At 45.1% G+C, this 16,540-nt stretch carries 14 protein-coding genes; 7 read left to right on the top strand and 7 right to left on the bottom strand.

Annotation, left to right across the window (positions count from 1 at the left end; translation table 11 throughout):
• The first annotated feature begins 133 nt into the window (after positions 1 to 133).
• Together xrtO and QZ918_RS08800 are read left to right on the top strand one after the other, a co-directional pair.
• Complete coding sequence (xrtO, locus tag QZ918_RS08805; RefSeq protein WP_293333605.1) at positions 134 to 1,684, top strand: exosortase O; 1,551 nt, start codon at positions 134 to 136, stop codon at positions 1,682 to 1,684.
• Positions 1,662 to 4,526: a TIGR02921 family PEP-CTERM protein gene (locus QZ918_RS08800; RefSeq protein WP_293333602.1), complete on the top strand. Its 2,865-nt coding sequence runs from the start codon at positions 1,662 to 1,664 to the stop codon at positions 4,524 to 4,526. The genes xrtO and QZ918_RS08800 overlap by 23 nt, the downstream gene beginning before the upstream one ends.
• Before the next feature lie 248 nt (positions 4,527 to 4,774).
• Here QZ918_RS08800 and QZ918_RS08795 read toward each other — a convergent pair whose 3' ends face one another.
• Together QZ918_RS08795 and QZ918_RS08790 are read right to left on the bottom strand one after the other, a co-directional pair.
• The gene (locus QZ918_RS08795) at positions 4,775 to 5,245 is read right to left on the bottom strand and encodes a cupin domain-containing protein (RefSeq protein ID WP_293333598.1); all 471 of its coding nucleotides are present in this window, start codon (positions 5,243 to 5,245) and stop codon (positions 4,775 to 4,777) included.
• Between the two features lie 818 nt (positions 5,246 to 6,063).
• The gene (locus QZ918_RS08790; protein WP_293333594.1) at positions 6,064 to 6,372 is read right to left on the bottom strand and encodes a Rieske (2Fe-2S) protein; all 309 of its coding nucleotides are present in this window, start codon (positions 6,370 to 6,372) and stop codon (positions 6,064 to 6,066) included.
• 116 nt (positions 6,373 to 6,488) lie between these two features.
• Between QZ918_RS08790 and QZ918_RS08785 the strand changes: the two genes are divergently transcribed.
• From QZ918_RS08785 to QZ918_RS08770, 4 genes are all read left to right on the top strand, one after another.
• The gene (locus QZ918_RS08785; RefSeq protein WP_293333591.1) at positions 6,489 to 7,022 is read left to right on the top strand and encodes a COP23 domain-containing protein; all 534 of its coding nucleotides are present in this window, start codon (positions 6,489 to 6,491) and stop codon (positions 7,020 to 7,022) included.
• 362 nt (positions 7,023 to 7,384) lie between these two features.
• Positions 7,385 to 9,769 carry a tetratricopeptide repeat protein gene (locus tag QZ918_RS08780; protein ID WP_293333588.1) on the top strand — a complete coding sequence of 795 codons (2,385 nt, stop codon included), beginning with the start codon at positions 7,385 to 7,387 and terminating at the stop codon, positions 9,767 to 9,769.
• A gap of 241 nt (positions 9,770 to 10,010) precedes the next feature.
• A complete protein-coding gene (locus tag QZ918_RS08775; RefSeq protein WP_293191927.1) occupies positions 10,011 to 10,355 on the top strand; it encodes a hypothetical protein in 345 nt (114 codons plus the stop codon).
• A complete protein-coding gene (locus QZ918_RS08770; RefSeq protein ID WP_293191929.1) occupies positions 10,352 to 10,555 on the top strand; it encodes a hypothetical protein in 204 nt (67 codons plus the stop codon). The genes QZ918_RS08775 and QZ918_RS08770 overlap by 4 nt, the downstream gene beginning before the upstream one ends.
• Positions 10,556 to 10,614: 59 nt before the next feature.
• On the opposite strand, the gene QZ918_RS08765 is transcribed toward QZ918_RS08770, so the two are convergent.
• From QZ918_RS08765 to QZ918_RS08745, 5 genes are all read right to left on the bottom strand, one after another.
• Positions 10,615 to 10,836 carry a hypothetical protein gene (locus tag QZ918_RS08765; protein ID WP_293333586.1) on the bottom strand — a complete coding sequence of 74 codons (222 nt, stop codon included), beginning with the start codon at positions 10,834 to 10,836 and terminating at the stop codon, positions 10,615 to 10,617.
• 272 nt (positions 10,837 to 11,108) lie between these two features.
• Positions 11,109 to 12,569, bottom strand: coding sequence for a serine/threonine-protein kinase (locus QZ918_RS08760; RefSeq protein WP_293333583.1), 1,461 nt, complete (start codon positions 12,567 to 12,569; stop codon positions 11,109 to 11,111).
• 116 nt (positions 12,570 to 12,685) lie between these two features.
• Positions 12,686 to 13,354 carry an HAS-barrel domain-containing protein gene (locus QZ918_RS08755; RefSeq protein WP_293333580.1) on the bottom strand — a complete coding sequence of 223 codons (669 nt, stop codon included), beginning with the start codon at positions 13,352 to 13,354 and terminating at the stop codon, positions 12,686 to 12,688.
• Between the two features lie 135 nt (positions 13,355 to 13,489).
• Positions 13,490 to 13,681 (bottom strand): NAD(P)H dehydrogenase subunit NdhS, encoded by a 192-nt coding sequence (locus QZ918_RS08750; protein WP_293333577.1) that lies wholly within the window; start codon positions 13,679 to 13,681, stop codon positions 13,490 to 13,492.
• A gap of 362 nt (positions 13,682 to 14,043) precedes the next feature.
• On the bottom strand, positions 14,044 to 15,114 hold the full coding sequence (locus QZ918_RS08745) for an Mrp/NBP35 family ATP-binding protein (protein ID WP_293333562.1): 1,071 nt from the start codon (positions 15,112 to 15,114) through the stop codon (positions 14,044 to 14,046).
• A 189-nt stretch (positions 15,115 to 15,303) separates the two neighbouring features.
• Between QZ918_RS08745 and hemF the strand changes: the two genes are divergently transcribed.
• Positions 15,304 to 16,347, top strand: a complete 1,044-nt coding sequence (gene hemF / locus QZ918_RS08740; protein ID WP_293145046.1) for an oxygen-dependent coproporphyrinogen oxidase — start codon at positions 15,304 to 15,306, stop codon at positions 16,345 to 16,347.
• Positions 16,348 to 16,540 lie beyond the last annotated feature (193 nt).

Raw genomic sequence — 16,540 nt, 5'->3', positions numbered from 1 at the left:
CCTCCGATTAAATTATTATAACGCTAACATTTATGTATAGAAAATAGAAGCTTGACAAAACTTAATTTACGGGTCTAGGCATTACCAATTTTGCTGAGCTAAGATTTCATCAATGTGAATTTCAAGCGGTATCATGCAGCGCACCAATATTCCAGATTCGGGAATTTCAGATTCTGTTAGTCCCCCTCAGGCGGTTAATTTGGTTTGGCTGGCTCCTTTTTTGCTGGCGCTTGCTTGGTTTTGGGCCAATATCTCTGCTGTTAAGTGGCTGTTATCGTCGTTTGTTGAGATACCGGCACTGTACAAGATAGCAATTGGTTTTCTGATTGTAGCATTAGTAGTGCGATCGCTCGGTTGGGGCGATCGCCCGCGGGCATTTTCCCCAAACTTCGTTTTGAGGCGCAATCCGCTGCTGTTGATTTTGGGTGCAGGTGTTTTGGCGATCGCCCTTGGGTGCACAATTAATATCCCACAAGTTAGCGTACTGCTATTTATCCTAGGAACTTACGGGCTGTCGGGCTTCTTTGCAGAACCGAATTTTTGGCAAAAAAACTTGCCAATTGCCGGCTTGCTGGCTTGTATTTTACCCTTCAGCAATCAGTTTAATAGCGGCCTCGGCTTGCCAGCGCGAGTGATGACTGCTCACGTAGTAGAACAGTTGCTCTCAATCCTGCACGTGGGAGCTATTTCTTCCTACGATATCCTGATTTTGGAAAACGGCATCGCTCACGTTGATATACCTTGCAGCGGCATTAAAACCCTATTAGTCGGGACGCTATTTTTGCTAGTGGCTACCTGGTTAGAAAGCCGAAAATTGAGTTTTCAATGGCTGGCAGTATGCGCTGCTAACTTGTTAATGTTGCTGTCTGCTAACGCTTTGCGGGTTGTCGCGCTAGTGCTGGTTGCCCAAGTTTGGCAACAGCCAACCTATGCAGAAATCCTCCACGTACCGCTGGGAATTGTAGGTTTAGTCTGCGGTTGTTTTGTAAGTTGGCTGATGCTGCAACAAGTTCCCAAATTTCAGGCAACAACACAAATTGATTTCCCCTCGCAACGAGATTCGGAAATACTGAAAAATCAGCCTCTGGCAAAAGCCGGACTAATTGCGACGGTGGCTGTTTTAGCAGGAATTTCTCAATTCTATCATGTCGAAAGTACCAAAGTAGCGATCGCCCCTTTACAACTACCCCAACAAATTATATCCGAAGCAATCCCGCTAAATCCCAGCGAACAAAGATTCTTCGGCAATTACCCAGAGACAAAAGCAGAAAAAAAGAGATTTGCATCAGGTAACTTGCACGGTTCCATGCTCGCAGTAGCCAGCACATCTTGGCAGACATATCACGCACCAGAGTTGTGCTTTGTCACCAGTGGCATCTCCGTCAATCGAATAGAACAAAAACAGCTAACTCCTACCGTCACAGCTCGCTGGCTGTATCTCAAAGACAACAAACTATCCGCTGCATACTGGTTGCAATCTCAAGCCCAAACCACAGATAACTTCTTATCGCGCATCGCCAGCGACATCACCCATCGCAATCAGACTTGGGTGCTAGTTTCTATTCTTTTTGACAGTTCCGTAAATCCCGATAGTCCTGAGGTAGAAGAGTTTACTGCTAACGTACACAATGCCGTCAAACAAAGCTTAACAGGAGCAAAAAATGAAAGCAAAGCAGGTATTTGATGCAATTTTCAAAATAATTTTCTGGGTGTGGAACTTGACATTTTTGTCAACTGTTTATCTAGGAATTTTGCCATACCTAGCAATTCCGTTAATCCAAGCCACAATAGACGGAATTATTCCCCTGGAATTTTCCTTAACCCTAACAGCACTGATTGCAGTACCGACAGTGTTTACCATACTAGGAGCAAGGCGTTTTCACAAGCAACCATTGCAGCTAATGCGCTTGTTTTATGGAGTAGAAGCGCCGTTGTTTTTGCTCTGCTTAATCAGGCTGTTTATGCTGCGAGAACTGAATCCAGCCAGCTCGCTAATTATCGCTACAATCGTTTTGTGCATTGCAGCATTTTTAGTAGAAATGCTGTACGGATATTTTGGGAAACAAGAAAATATTCAAGATATTTCAATATCTCAAGATGCTCGCAACCGAAATTCCAGTTTGATTGGATTCAGGGGAAACCAGCGAAGTGCATGGATACAGTTAGGATTTCACAGCTTAATGCTGCTAGTTGGAACTTGGGCGGCAACCTTGCTGATGTTTTACGCTCTACCTGTAGCATTTACCATCACAGTTGGATTTTTCAGTTTTGTCTGGGTAGCACCACTGATAGATTCTCTAAAATACACTTCATTATCGATAATTTGGTGGCTACCATTATCCTTGATTTTGTTTGGTCTTACCTCCAGCTTATTCGTAGTAATGCCTTCGCTTTTCGGCTTTCTCTACATCCAATCTGGACGCAAAGTATTTCGCAGTTTTGCTTCCCAATACGGAAAGAATCAAGCAATCATGGGTAGCTTGGGAGTTATGGCCGCTTGGCTGGCGATTTTCGCAGCTTTGCTACAGCAACCGCAAATTCAAGCAATGAAAATGCTGGCAACTCCCGCAGCAAATGACACTGCACGTCAAACTTTATTAGCCAAGTCTGATATGATTCGATCGGGCTTAGTTAATGCTTATTTATCTCCGTACCGCTATCTCAGCACTGTGGGAGAAAACAACCACATTTATGAGATGTACAAAAATACGTTCAGTTTGCCTAACACAGCGGCTCGCAACGTGCAGAACAGCTACAATTTTATCATGTCGCCGTTTTTGTATCAAGGCTCTAATTCCGATGTTAAAAAAGCCGAAAAACTCTACGCTGAATTCTTCGATACCGAAATTCAAAAAGGTGACACGGAAGCAGTAAAACACGCGGTGCAGTCAACATCTAACCGCCAAGAAGCTAAAGCAGGTTTGCTGAATGTGAATGAGGAAAAAGTATGGTTGCAGTCGCAAGAAGTTAAAGTCACAGAAAAGGGCGACTGGGCTGACGTTCAACTCTACGAAGTTTACAAAAATCAAACGCCGAACTTGCAAGAAGTATTCTATTACTTTTCACTGCCGGAAAGCGCCGCAGTTACAGGAGTTTGGCTGGGCGATACTGGCGATTTGAACAAGCGTTTTGTATTTACTGTCTCGCCCAGAGGTGCCGCCCAGCAAGTTTACAACCAGCAGGTGAGAGAAAGCGTAGATCCAGCTTTGCTCGAACAAGTTGGCCCGAAACAATACCGCTTGCGAGCTTTTCCAATTCCGGCTAAACGAGAGTTTTCGCCCACGCAAACTAACGCACCAACGGAAATGCACTTGTGGCTTACTTACAAAGTGATGCGACAACCACAGGGTTGGGCGATGCCTGTTTTAGCAGAAAAACGTAACATTTATTGGGATGGAAATACTCGCCGCACAATTGCCGGAAAACAGGTAAATTACAGGGGGAAAGAGGCAAGAGAAACTTGGCTGCCGGGATTCGTGCCAGCAGTTTCGCAGCAGCAACCAATACCGCGTCTGGCGAATTTGCCGGGAGAAAATACGATTTCTGCTAAGCCGCTGGTTGATGCAAATTATTCGCTGCCGCAGGGCAAAAAGTTTGCAGTGATTCTGGATACTTCCCGCAGTATGACGGGGGAAACAAAGGATGTTAAGGAGACTTTTGAATGGTTGAAAGCGAATAGTTTAAAAGCAAATACGGTTGATTTGTATGTGGCGAGTGCTGCGGGGATGCCGCCGAAGTTGGTGCAAGATTTGGGGAGTTTTGATGTTGGAAAGTTGACGTTTTATGGTACGCTCCAACTTAAGGATATTCTGCAACAGTTTGCACAGTTGCGCGCCGATCGCACTTACGATACTGTATTCTTGGTGAGCGATCGCCACAGCTATGAGTTATCCGACGATCGCAAAACCAGCGTTTCCATGCCCTCACCCCTATGGACTGTGCATTTGGGAGGCTTACCACCGGCTTACGATGATGGAACTTTAAAGCTGATTCAAGATAGCGGCGGCGGAGTTTCTACCGATATCAAAGAGGCGATGCAGCGAGTGGCGACGACAGCAGCATCAGGGAAATCTGCAATTACTGTTGTTGATGGCTACGTTTGGAGTTATGCCAAAACTCCCAAGTCGGCGGCGGTTGCGAAAATAACTGATGATGAAAATGAAGGTTTTAAACCGATAGCTGCGCGACAGTTGATCGCTGCACTTAGCAAAGAGAAAACTTCCAATCAGTTGACTCAGTTGGATGCAATGCACTCGCTGGCTAAAAACTTTAAAGTCGTCACGCCTTATTCTTCGATGATTGTGCTAGTTAATGACGCGCAAAGGGCGCAGCTAAAGGCGGCGGAAGCTAAGAGCGATCGATTCGATCGCAAGGTAGAATCGGGTAAGGAGGAGTTGACGAAACCGAACAATCCTTTGAATGTTTCTGGGGTTCCGGAACCGGAAGAATGGCTGCTTTTGATCGTTGGGGCGATCGGGCTTTTGACAATTTTCCTCCGCCAGCGGCGCGCCAAAGTGATAGGTTGAAAAGTGCGGTGGTTTAAAGTTAATTAACTCCTTCCCAAGCGATGTGCTTGGGAAAGAGTCATATCATGTCCGCTCTATTACCATAACAAAAACAGTTTGTAGTGCGTCGGGAGTGTCCTCCGCATGAAAGCTGACTGAAGTCCGCACTACGAACCAATCTGATTGTGCTTAATTACTCGGACACCATATGAACCCCAGATGCCGGTTCAAAACTTTAATCCGCCACCACCAAGCACCAGTAAAGTCGATTAACGCTCGATCAAAATTGCTTTCGGTTTCTGAGAATCCAGGAGAGAAGTGGAAAGCAGAATTACCAGATCTCCTGTTTCATTTTGACCGTAATGCACCATACCCCCTGCCTCAACTAAAGAATCTCCCACCGTCAGACGAGTAGTTTGGCCCGCGTCTAGGGTTTCTTCTTTACCATTGGCGCGTTTAATTTTCGCGATTCCCTGGACAACAGTATAGGTGAGTGTCCCCAATTCAACTTTGAAAATTTGCATCCCTGGATGAAGGTGAGGCAGCATTTTTGCCATACCAGGAATGGTATAACGTACTAATTCTAAAATTCTACCTTCTGCCTCACTAGGATAACCACTCGCGAAGACTTCCCGTTTCACGGTTTGACTATAGGTATTGATAGGTGGTGTTGTTTGCTGACTTCTGACAATTGCAACTGTTCCCAAGCTAATCATCACCATCAAAAAAAAAACAGGCATAGTTTTTTCATAATTTTATTTATTGGAATATCTGGTTTTCCGTCCCTAGTTGAGATTTTATCTTTGACGATCCTTGCCGCGTGAAGGTACGAGGAGTATGAACACTATTGAGAATGTTTGTTGGGTTATAAAACAATACGGTTTACTTAACACTATTTATGCCCGGAGATCCCCCTCGCATCCCCCGCATCGAAGGGGGACTTTAAGAGCTTCTTGTCCCCCCCTTGGTTCGGGGGGTTAGGCAGGGTGGTTTTATTGTTGTCATATAAATTAGGTACGTAGTTGCGCTTCAGCGCTCTTTCTAAGATTAGGACAGAGTGCTGAAGCGCAACTACGTACCTTGGCAAAAGTGCTATCCGACCTTTGAGCGATGCTTTCGATAGTTTCAGATTTCTTTTTCCGACAATAAAACTGCCCTGCTTGGTTCAGGGGGTTAGGGGGGATCTGTCTTAAGTGAACCGTGTTGGGTTATAAAATTGCTGGTATCATGCTCGGAGCCCTTCTATTAAATGCGTGGGACTTTGTACTTTACCAGGAAACTCAGATTCTTATGCTCTGCCTTGTTTGACTCCCATGTCGGCAAAGCCTCCCGGGGCTAGCAGGTTTGTGTTGGAAACAGCACATAATAAGATTTTGACAAATTGTTGTTACGGTTATTAAAGGTTATTAACTGTATAAAAAATATCTGTCTTAAGGCATAGATTGTCAGACACGGTGCCGTGCGGTTTCCCTACAGGTAAAAACCTCTAATTTCTTGTTCTCATTTTTTATTATTATGAGATTTTGTTTCAAATTGGTATGAATAAATGACTGATGAATCATGATTCATCGATGTCAACAAAAACGATTTCGCCCTCAATCTTTACGGGATAAGACTCTAGAGAATCACTCGCTGCATTCAAACATTTACCAGTATCTAACTCGAACCGATATTTGTGAAACGGACAAGTAATGATACCGTTATCAACCTTACCCATGTCGATCGGATATTCTAAATGAGTGCAAGCATTGCGGTAACAAGTGACATTCGCACCTTGGCGATTCAAAATAAGTGAAATTCCTTCAACTTTTACCTTCAAAATATCCCGTTCGGGAATCTGATTTAGTGCTGTTATCTCTACCCACATATGATTTTTTTGTTTAAATAAATTATGACAGACTGATTTGCGGCTTCAGCATCAGGATAAGTTCCAGGTTGCAAATGTAGCTCAGCTATGAGATAATATATCAAAAATTTATACTTATGAAATTCAAAATCTTGACGGGACTCCTGACAGGGTTAGTAGTTTCTACTACCACGAGTGCGCTGTTTAGTCAACCCAGTCGTGCGGGAAATAATAGCTTTTTCTGCGCTACTCTCAACAGACAGCCTGTCACCTTGGTTCGCACCCCACGGGGGAATGTGCCACTCGTTCGCTGGACTTCTAACAACTATTTTCCGCCGCCGTGGACTGCCCAAAAACGCTGCCAAGAGGTAGGTCGAAGATTTCAACGAAACTACGATAACGGTACTCTTAAATATATTAACACTGGGACTCTGAACGGAGAACCGGTGGTATGTGCTGCTGTTAACAAAGATGATGCTTGTACGAATAGGACTTTGCTATTCACTCTCAAGCGGGGGAGTGATGCTGATGCTACCTTGCAAAGATTGATGGATCGTCGCGGGTTGGCTTCTGGATATATATTATCTGAAACTGGGCCTGGTTCTGTTGATGTGGATAGATATTTGGAAGAGACACCTGTTGAGGAAAATGTTTCTCCTATTTCTCCATAGGTGACTATTCATTATGGGCGATCGATTCTCCTAGCGCGTGTTTTCAAACCCGGAGATCCCCCCTAGCCCCCCTTAAGAAGGGGGGGACAAGAGAGCATTCAAAGTCCCTCTTATTAATGGGGATTTAGGGCGATCGAAACTTGGACACAAACCATAGAAACCCAGGAAAACTCAAAGTCCCCCTTCTTAAGGGGGATTTAGGGGGATCAAGCCTTCGATACAAACCATAGAAACCCAAGAAAACTCAAAGTCCCCCTTCTTAAGGGGGATTTAGGGGGATCGAGCCTTCGATACAAACGAGATTTCCGAAGGTACAAATTAAATTAAGCTCAACTCACCTATTCCATTAACACCTAAAATCAATGAACTTCTCTAACAAAATTCCCATCGCCTTAATAGGTACTGTTGCAACTATTGTCATCGCCCAACCAACCGCAGTTTTCGCAATATCTGCTGATGAAGTTGGCAAAATCGCTAAATCTATCACAGTTCTGATTGACAGTAAAAATCCCGGTTCTGGAATCATTATCAAACGGAATGGCAACACTTACACTGTACTCACAGCCCGTCACGTTTTCAAAGATCCTCAAGCTAAATATGAGATTGTTACCCCTGATAATAAACGCTATTTGCTCAATTACAGCAGTGTCAAAAAACTGCCAAATATTGATTTAGCAGTTGTCGAGTTTACCAGCAGTCAAACTTACAGCGTTGCTAAGATTGGCAACTCGGATTTGGCGACAGAAGGGAAAGCGGCTTATGTGGCAGGTTTTCCGAAGACTTCGGCGGCGATTAATACTTCGATTTACAATTTCACCGATGGGCGAATTACTGCTAATGCTTCTCGACCTTTAGAAGATGGTTATGCGTTGGTTTATAGTAACAATACGCTGCCGGGAATGAGCGGGGGGCCGGTGTTGAATGAGAATGGCGAGGTGGTGGGAATTCACGGGAGGGCGGATACGAGGGCGGCGGAATCTAGCAGTATTAATCAAAATATTCAAATTGCTAAGACTGGTTTTAATCTGGGGATTCCGATTAATACGAGTTTGAGATTGTTGGCTTCGTCTCAAGTGGATTTAGGGGTGAAGGTTCCGAGTGCGCCTGTGGCGACTGGGCCGAAAGCTGATGATTTCTTTATTCAGGGTGTGAACAGATTTTACGAAGCAGACTTCCAGGGTGCTATCGCTGCTTACAATCAAGCGATTCAGCTTAATCCTAATTATGCTGCTGCTTATGTCAATAGAGGGCAGGCACGTTTTCTTTCGAGAGACACAAAAGGAGCGCTACAGGACTTAAATCAAGCCTTACGAATCTCGCCTAACAATGTCGAAGCACTCTTCATCAGATCATTTGCCCGCAAGCAATTGGGAGACGCTCAGGGGGCTACAGACGATTTGAACCAAGTCATGCGAAATAATCCTATATCTGCGACAGACTATACTAACCGAGGTGAAGCTCGCTCTTTTTCAGGAGATCGTCGGGGGGCGATCGAGGACTTCAATCAAGCTTTGAAACTCGCGCCTAACACTCTGCTCGCTTACATATTTCGGGGCGGTGCTTATGAGGGTTTAAGAGACTACCAGAGTGCGATAGCAAATTATGATCAAGCTTTACTAATCAATCCTAACTTTGTGTTAGCCTACTTAAGGCGGGGTACTGCTCGCTTTGAGTTAGGAGACAAGCAGGGAGCGATACAAGATTACAACGAAGCCCTGAAAATTAACCCCAACAACGCGCCAGCCTACTTCAATCGGGGTTTAGCCCGCGTTCAGTTAGGAGACAAGCAGGGAGCGATACAAGATTACACCGAGGCTCTAAAAATTGACCCCAATAATGCTGATGCCTACAAAGGTCGGGGTATAGCCCGCTTTGAGTTAGGAGACAAGCAAGGAGCGATACAAGATTACAATCAGGCTCTGAAAATTAACCCCAATGATGCCTATGCCTACATCTTCCGGGCTAATTTTCGCAATACACTAGGAGACAAGCAGGGAGCGATACAAGATTACACCGAGGCTCTAAAAATTGACCCCAATAATGCTGATGCCTACAGTTCGCGGGGAACTGCCCGCCGTGACTTAGGAGACAACCAGGGTGCGATCACTGATTTGAACGAAGCTTTGCGAATTGACCCCAATAATGACCTGGCCTACTACATACGGGGGACTGCCCGCTCTAAATTAGGAGACAAGCAGGGAGCGATACAAGATTACAACGAAGCTTTACGAATTGATCCTAACGATCTCAATGCCTACTTCATGCGTGGTGAAGCCCGCCATGACTTAGGAGACAAGGAGGGAGCAATTCAAGACTTTCAGAAAGCAGCAGACTTATTTCAGCAACGAGGAGATCAAAAAACTTACCAAAGTCTCCTAGTTATAATTAGACAGCTTCAAAATAATACACCGACTCAATCAACATCTACCACCCTACTGAGTGCTAATAGCTCATTAATACCCGGTAGATCCTCTGCCCTTCCCTCTGACGGAAGTCTGTACGAGCAACATACGTTTGTAGGCCGTGCCGGTCAATCAGTTACAATTAGCGTAGAAAGCCAAGATTTTGATACCTTAGTCGCACTTTTTAGCCCTGATGGAAAACTGTTAGCAAAAAATGACGACATCAGCCGATCGAATACTAATTCAGCCCTCACTTTCACCTTACCCGCCAGCGGCCGCTATACCGTAGTTGTTAATGCTAATAAAAAAGGCGAAAGAGGTCGGTACAATTTAACAGTTCGCTAGTAGAGAAACGGCATTATCTTGTCCGGCGCGGGGAGAAAGAAACCGGGTTTTTACCTAATATATGGGCTGCAACGAAAGTATTTGCGTAAAAACCCGGTTTCTCAACCCCCATGCTAACCAAAGAAACCGGGTTTTCACCTAATCTGTCGGCTACCGCAAATATTTTTCGTAAAAAACCCGGTTTCTCGGCCCCAGTCAGTGCTAATATACTGATAATTTGTCATCCTCCAAATTCCAATTCATGGCAACATTACCAGACCAAACTATCAGCACTATTTTCAGATTGCAACAGCGGTTAGTCGCACTTCTCGACACAGCAACAGCAGCAGAATATTCCCTCTTACAGCAATTTGGCGAAACACAGGAAACAATGCCTGAGTTAGAAGCAATTGATAATGTCAAGGAACGCCTGAGAATTCCCTACAACCGCTTGCACAGAATCTTGCAACAGGTGGCAGAATCTCAACCAGCAGCAACGGCCGATGTGCTAGACTTTTTGTATAGGACGATCGCAGAGACAGAAGCAGCAGCCGATGGCTCAGAAGCAAGTATTCAAGAAATTAAAAGGAGTTGGAATCTGCCATGACTCAACAGCCCAGAATACCGGATTTAGAAACTAGACAACAAAATGTTGCTAGGATGCGAGAATCTTGCCAGCAGCTTGATATTGTCAATTTAAAATTAGATGAAGTGCTGGCAATGTTAGAAGCTGATAACCGCCGTCAGCGACAGGAACGTTTAGATGGCAAATATAGGCGAGTACCAGAAAAAGTAGCCGAATCCTAAATAATTGCCCAAACCTTTTGACTACAATATTTGTTGCTCATTTGATGGCAAAATAAGGATTAACTATCATTATCTAATTTCAGGGGAGGAATTTGATCGGCAGTTAAAGTAATTACTTTGCCATCTTGCCAAATGCTAATTGATTCCCCTAATCTGCGGTGTTTTTCGATGGCTTTAGCAATAGCAATTTTAACTCCAGCATCAATTTTTTGCTGGAGTTCTGTTAGGGGAATTTGCGGTTTACGATCCAAGGGTGATTTGGTTCCAGATTGGGGGGTCATAAATAATTTCCTCTTGATTATTACCCGATTCTGCCACTAATTGAGGTTGACTTTTAGTATTATTATACACCATCCAAGTATCGCATAAAGGTAAATACAAATCTATGTCGAAGTTCAAAGACTAGAACAAGTTTTTAAACCCGGAGATCCCCCCTAACCCCCCTTAAAAAGGGGGGGACAAGACGGTTCAAAGTCACCCTTTTTAAGGGAAATTTAGGGGGATCTGATTTGATTGATACTGTCACCATAATCTGACAACTGCCTCAATAAATTTATTTCGTGTCTTGAACTTCCAGCGACTTAATCATCTTCTCAACAATCGGCAAAAATTGCTTGTACTTCCCCGCTTCCGCCTCATAGGTTATCAAATAAGCCTTGTCATTTTTCATTGTCCAAACATTCAATTTTTTAAACTCTTCATTCCCTTCTTTTGTTGTATAAACAACTCTATACCCATTTTTGCCAGCCAGAGTAGATTCTTCCTCTTTATCTATCTTAGCATTTTTATCTAAATTCAGGATTTCTTGTTTAGATAACTTGGTATATTCATCAAGGGTTTTATTATTCGTCGTAGGTTCGACTGTCACAATCAGCCGTTCTTGAAATTTATCGCCCTCGCTTTCTTTCGGTGAAATAAATTGAACCACCTCTTGGGTAATGGCGTTAGACTCTTCTTGTTTAGTCCAATTATCGGGATATTTGATTTTAATGCCTTGGGCTGTATTGTCATAACTTGCCAGATTATCCGCACCCTCCAATCCCAGCATCTTTCTAATTTCTGGTGTAAAGAATGCTGCTACACCAAATATAGCAGCCAAACTAACCCCAAGCAAACCAATTATATGTTCTCGCGTCCAGTTACTCATTAATGTCAATAAGTTAGGAGATGATATTACAGTAGTAGGTGGTGGAACTCTTCTCAAATTGTTGAAAGCTTGCAACACCTCTGTGGCAGACTGGTAGCGATCGCGAAAATGATAGCGCACCATTTTGTTTAAAATATTAGCAAAGCCGTCGCTAACTTGAGCCCGATCGCGCCAAACAATTTCACCATTAGCATCCTTTGGCAACTCATGAGGAAGTATCCCCGTCAGCCATTCAATCCCAGTCATTCCCACAGCATAGATATCGCTGCTAAAGTTAGGATGTCCGTTATTTTGTTCCGCTGGCATATAGCCACCAGTACCGATGCCAATAGTCGGCGGTATTTGCCCAGTGGTATTAACTATTTGAGTAGTAATTTGTTTGACAGCACCAAAGTCAATTAAGAATATTTTGCGATCGGAATTGCGCCTCATTAAATTAGTAGGTTTAATATCCCGGTGGATGACTTTGTGTTGCTGAACAAATACTAATATTTCTATGATTTCATGCAAAATAGCCATAACTTCCGACTCGCTAAGCCGCTGGCCAGGGATAATTTCTTTACTTAAATCTCTTCCATCAATCAACTCCTGAACTAAATAAAATTCTTGATTTTCCTCAAAGTGATCCAAAAGTTCGGGAATCTGAGAATGAGTTCCTAGCTGGTGGAGGCTTTCTGTTTCTGTTTTAAATAAACGTCTAGCTATACTTAAAGTCTGCGGATCGGTAAACTGCGGCTTAAGTTGTTTGACGACACATCGAAGATTTCCCGATCGCCTTTTATCTTCAGCCAGGTAAGTCTGACCGAAGCCACCGCCTCCCAAGTGTTTTATGATGTGATAGCGTCCTGCGAGTATGGATCCCTGCATAAGATTTATTTTGTATAGCAGTAAAGTGGGGTCTGAACTATTGATAGTTTAGTTTAGTTTGGGAAACCTGTCATCTATAAAATGCCAGCTTCAGGCTATTTCAATTTTGTCGAGTATTACGGATGAATCTGACTCAAAATCACCCGCAACCTGTCATAATCATCCTTCAACAAAACACTTAAATTCCTCCCCGCTTCCACCAACCAAGATCGATCGCGCATTCGCAACTGATAAATCTCCCGAATCGTCGCAGCCGTCAGCGCATCCACAGGCGCATTCGTCACTCCCAGCAGCGTCCTCAAAAAATCCAACTGCACCGTAAAATCAATCACCTCATCCGGTTCGCAGCGATAAACCGCTTGGTGAATTTGCGGCGGGCGCGGCGGCAAATACTGATAAATTGTACCCCTCGATGGGCCGTGGCCGTTCAACCTTTCCGGTGGCTTCTCAAACCCCACAAGCGCCACTCGAAACTCGGTTTTCAGCATCGCAAAAATCTGCGGTTGTTCTTCCCGCAACTCTTCCAGCGATAAACCCAAAGCCCTAGCTCTGTGCACCGAGTCGATCGGGCTAGTGGTAGCATGATAAACTACGCCGTAGATTTGATTTTTTGACTCTTCATCTTGGGCCTTCACCCAACTCCCAAAAGGTGGCATCACCGGAAAACTCAAGTCATCCGGTTCCAAGCATTGAGCCAAAAACTCTGTAGTTGCCGTCTCGATGACTTCAGCAATGCGATCGGGATGGCGCTCTTTTGTAGCAAATTGGGGTAAAGGTAAACGCATATTAGTCAGTTGACAGTTGACAGTTGACAGTTGACAGTTGGCGGTTAGCAGTTGGTTATTTATTATTTGTTATTTGTGAGTGGGTACTAATAACAAATAACAAATAACAACTGACTAATGACCAATGACTAATGACTATTTCGCGCGGCCAGCCGTAGCATCGACAAGTTCCAACTGCGACAGGCGGAAAGTGACTAACTTGTCCCAATTGCCACCTTCAAACAGTACGGCGACTTTCCCGTCGGTAACTCGCTGGACTTGTCCTTGAAAAGCGTAGTAAATCTCGCCCTTATCTTTAACTCGAACTGCGGAACCAGGAAAAATCATAATTTTTTGAATGTGATGTTTGCTGTTTTATAGTTTAACGTTTCTTGGCGATCGAGTTCGGAGACGGCAATGCCGTCTCCCTACCCCAAAATAATCAGGTAGGGACACGGCACTGCCCAAGGAGTGTCAACTTAAGCCTGAAACCCTTGAGAAATCTCGTTTATATCCGAGTCCAGATCCCCCTAAATCCCCCTTAAGAAGGGGGACTTAAAGAGGCTTTCTGTCCCCCCCTTCTTAAGGGGGGCTAGGGGGGATCTGGGCCTAGTCGTCAAACAGCAATCTCTGACTGGATTTGACCTTAAGTTGACACTAATGGGCACGTGAAGTCTCCTGATTTCGGGTAATGTTAATTCCAATGTAATTTAGGCTAAGGCTGCTACAGAAACTTTACCAGCAATCCGACCCGCGATCGCCCGCAACTCCCTCGCCGAAGCAGAACCCGGTTGTCCCACCACAATCGGCACGCCCGAATCGCCACCTTCCCGCAGGGGAATTTCCAGCGGAATGCGGCCTAACAGCGGCACTCCCAACTCTGCCGCCGTCTTTTCCCCGCCGCCGGAACCGAAAATATCATATTGCTTGTCAGGCATATCCGGAGGCACAAAATAGCTCATGTTTTCCACAATTCCCAACACCGACACTCCCAACTGCTGGAACATCTTCAACCCCTTGCGGGAGTCCAACAAAGCCACCGTCTGCGGCGTCGTCACAATCACCACACCCGCCATCGGCACCGCTTGGGCCATCGTCAACTGCGCGTCTCCAGTACCCGGAGGCATATCGACAATCAGATAATCTAAATCGCCCCAATTCACCTGATACAGAAACTGCCGGATAATCCCATTCAACATCGGCCCGCGCCAAATTACAGGCTGGTCTTTCTCAATTAAAAACGCCATCGACACCAATTTGACGCCGTAATTAAAGGCGGGTTCGAGGCTTTCCCCGCTTTTTCCGTCCCTAACCATCACTTTCGCGTCCCCCAAACCCAACATATTTGGGTCGTTGGGCCCGTAGATATCGGCATCTAGCAAACCCACCTTTGCGCCGGTTTGCGCTAGCGCTACAGCCACATTCACGGCTACCGTGCTTTTGCCGACGCCGCCTTTGCCGCTGGAAATGGCGATAATATTTTTAACGCCTTCTATGCCTTGCCGATCGACCACTCCCTTCTGCTGGGGAGTCTCGGCTGTCACCTCCACTGCCACTTTTTCGACTCCTGGCAACTGTTTGACCGCTTTTTGGCAATCTTCGACAATAAACTCTCGCAGCGGGCAAGCAGGCGTTGTCAGCACTAAAGTAAAACTGACGACTCCGCCGTCAATTTTGATGTTACGAATCATGTTCAATTCCACCAAACTTTTTTGCAGTTCGGGGTCTTGCACAGGTCGCAGGATTTCTAAGACTGAACTAATATCGAGTGTACTGGGCATTGTGTTCTCCACCATAGCTCTGCAATTGTGTCAGTGAATGTTCGATCGCAAGTTTAAGTATATTTTTATTGCTATTTTTTAATGTAACTTCATAGCGATCATTTGCAGACCTGCGGTGGCATAATTACATGGCGACTGGATTTGGCAATCATCACCATCTAAGATTCAAATCTGACAACAGAAAATTTTATGACAGTTTCTACAACACTTAAAACCACGACTTCTCCGTTTTTGCCGCCCGCTGACTCTAGAGCTAGAGTCAGCCAATTTATGAAAAGCCTACAAGACGAAATTTGTCAAGCCCTCGAACTGGTCGATGGCGGCGGCAAATTTAAAGAGGACTCTTGGGAACGCTCCGAAGGCGGGGGCGGACGTTCTCGCGTTATGCGCGAAGGCAATGTGTTTGAACAAGGCGGAGTTAATTTTTCCCAAGTTTGGGGCGAAAGTTTGCCTGCTTTGATTCTGACCAAGCACCCAGAAGCTGCCGGTCACGATTTCTACGCCACTGGTACTTCGATGGTGCTGCACCCCCGCAATCCCTACTTGCCTACGGTTCACCTGAATTACCGTTATTTTGAAGCGGGCCCGATTTGGTGGTTTGGTGGCGGTGTCGATTTGACGCCCTATTACCTGTTGGATGAGGATGCAGCTCATTTCCACAAAACTCTGAAAGCAGCTTGCGACAAACACCACTCGGACTATTACCAGGCATTTAAACTCTGGTGCGACGAATATTTCTACCTGCCCCACCGCCAAGAAACTCGCGGTATCGGCGGCCTGTTTTTTGACTACCAAAACGCTCAAGGCCCGCTTTACCGCGACCAGAATGTCAAAGGGAAAGCTGCTGAGTACAGCAAAAATGTCGGAAACCCTGAGCCTAGAAGCTGGGAGTCGCTGTTCGCCTTCATACAGGACTGCGGCCGCGCATTTTTGCCGGCTTACACCCCAATTGTTGAAAAACACCGATCGAAAGCATACGGCGATCGCGAGCGCGATTTCCAACTTTACCGCCGCGGCCGTTACGTTGAATTTAACTTAGTGTACGATCGGGGCACGACCTTTGGCTTACAGACCAACGGACGCACCGAATCGATTCTGATGTCCCTGCCACCTCTGGTACGCTGGGAGTATTGTTTCGAGCCAGAACCCAACTCTCCAGAAGCCGAACTCTACTCAAAGTTCTTAAAACCGCAAGATTGGGCGAATTGGATGCCTCAGCAGTCACCGACCTGAGTTAAACTACTGAGAAAGTCCTTAGCTAGCAATTGAGTAGACAGAATGGTAAACTTTTACACAAACACTCATAGTGTGCCATGTTCAAACCCTGCGCCATTTGTGAAAAAACTTGGACTTTCAGCATCAAGTCACTACTTACTTATGCAAAAACCACGCAACGATAAGTAGAAGATTTAAATGTTGATGGGAT

It is taken from the genome of Microcoleus sp. CAWBG58, from assembly GCF_020883045.1.
Classification (GTDB): domain Bacteria; phylum Cyanobacteriota; class Cyanobacteriia; order Cyanobacteriales; family Microcoleaceae; genus Microcoleus.
The sequence above is the reverse complement of the archived record's forward strand: the minus strand, read 5'-3'. Positions and strand labels throughout refer to the sequence as shown.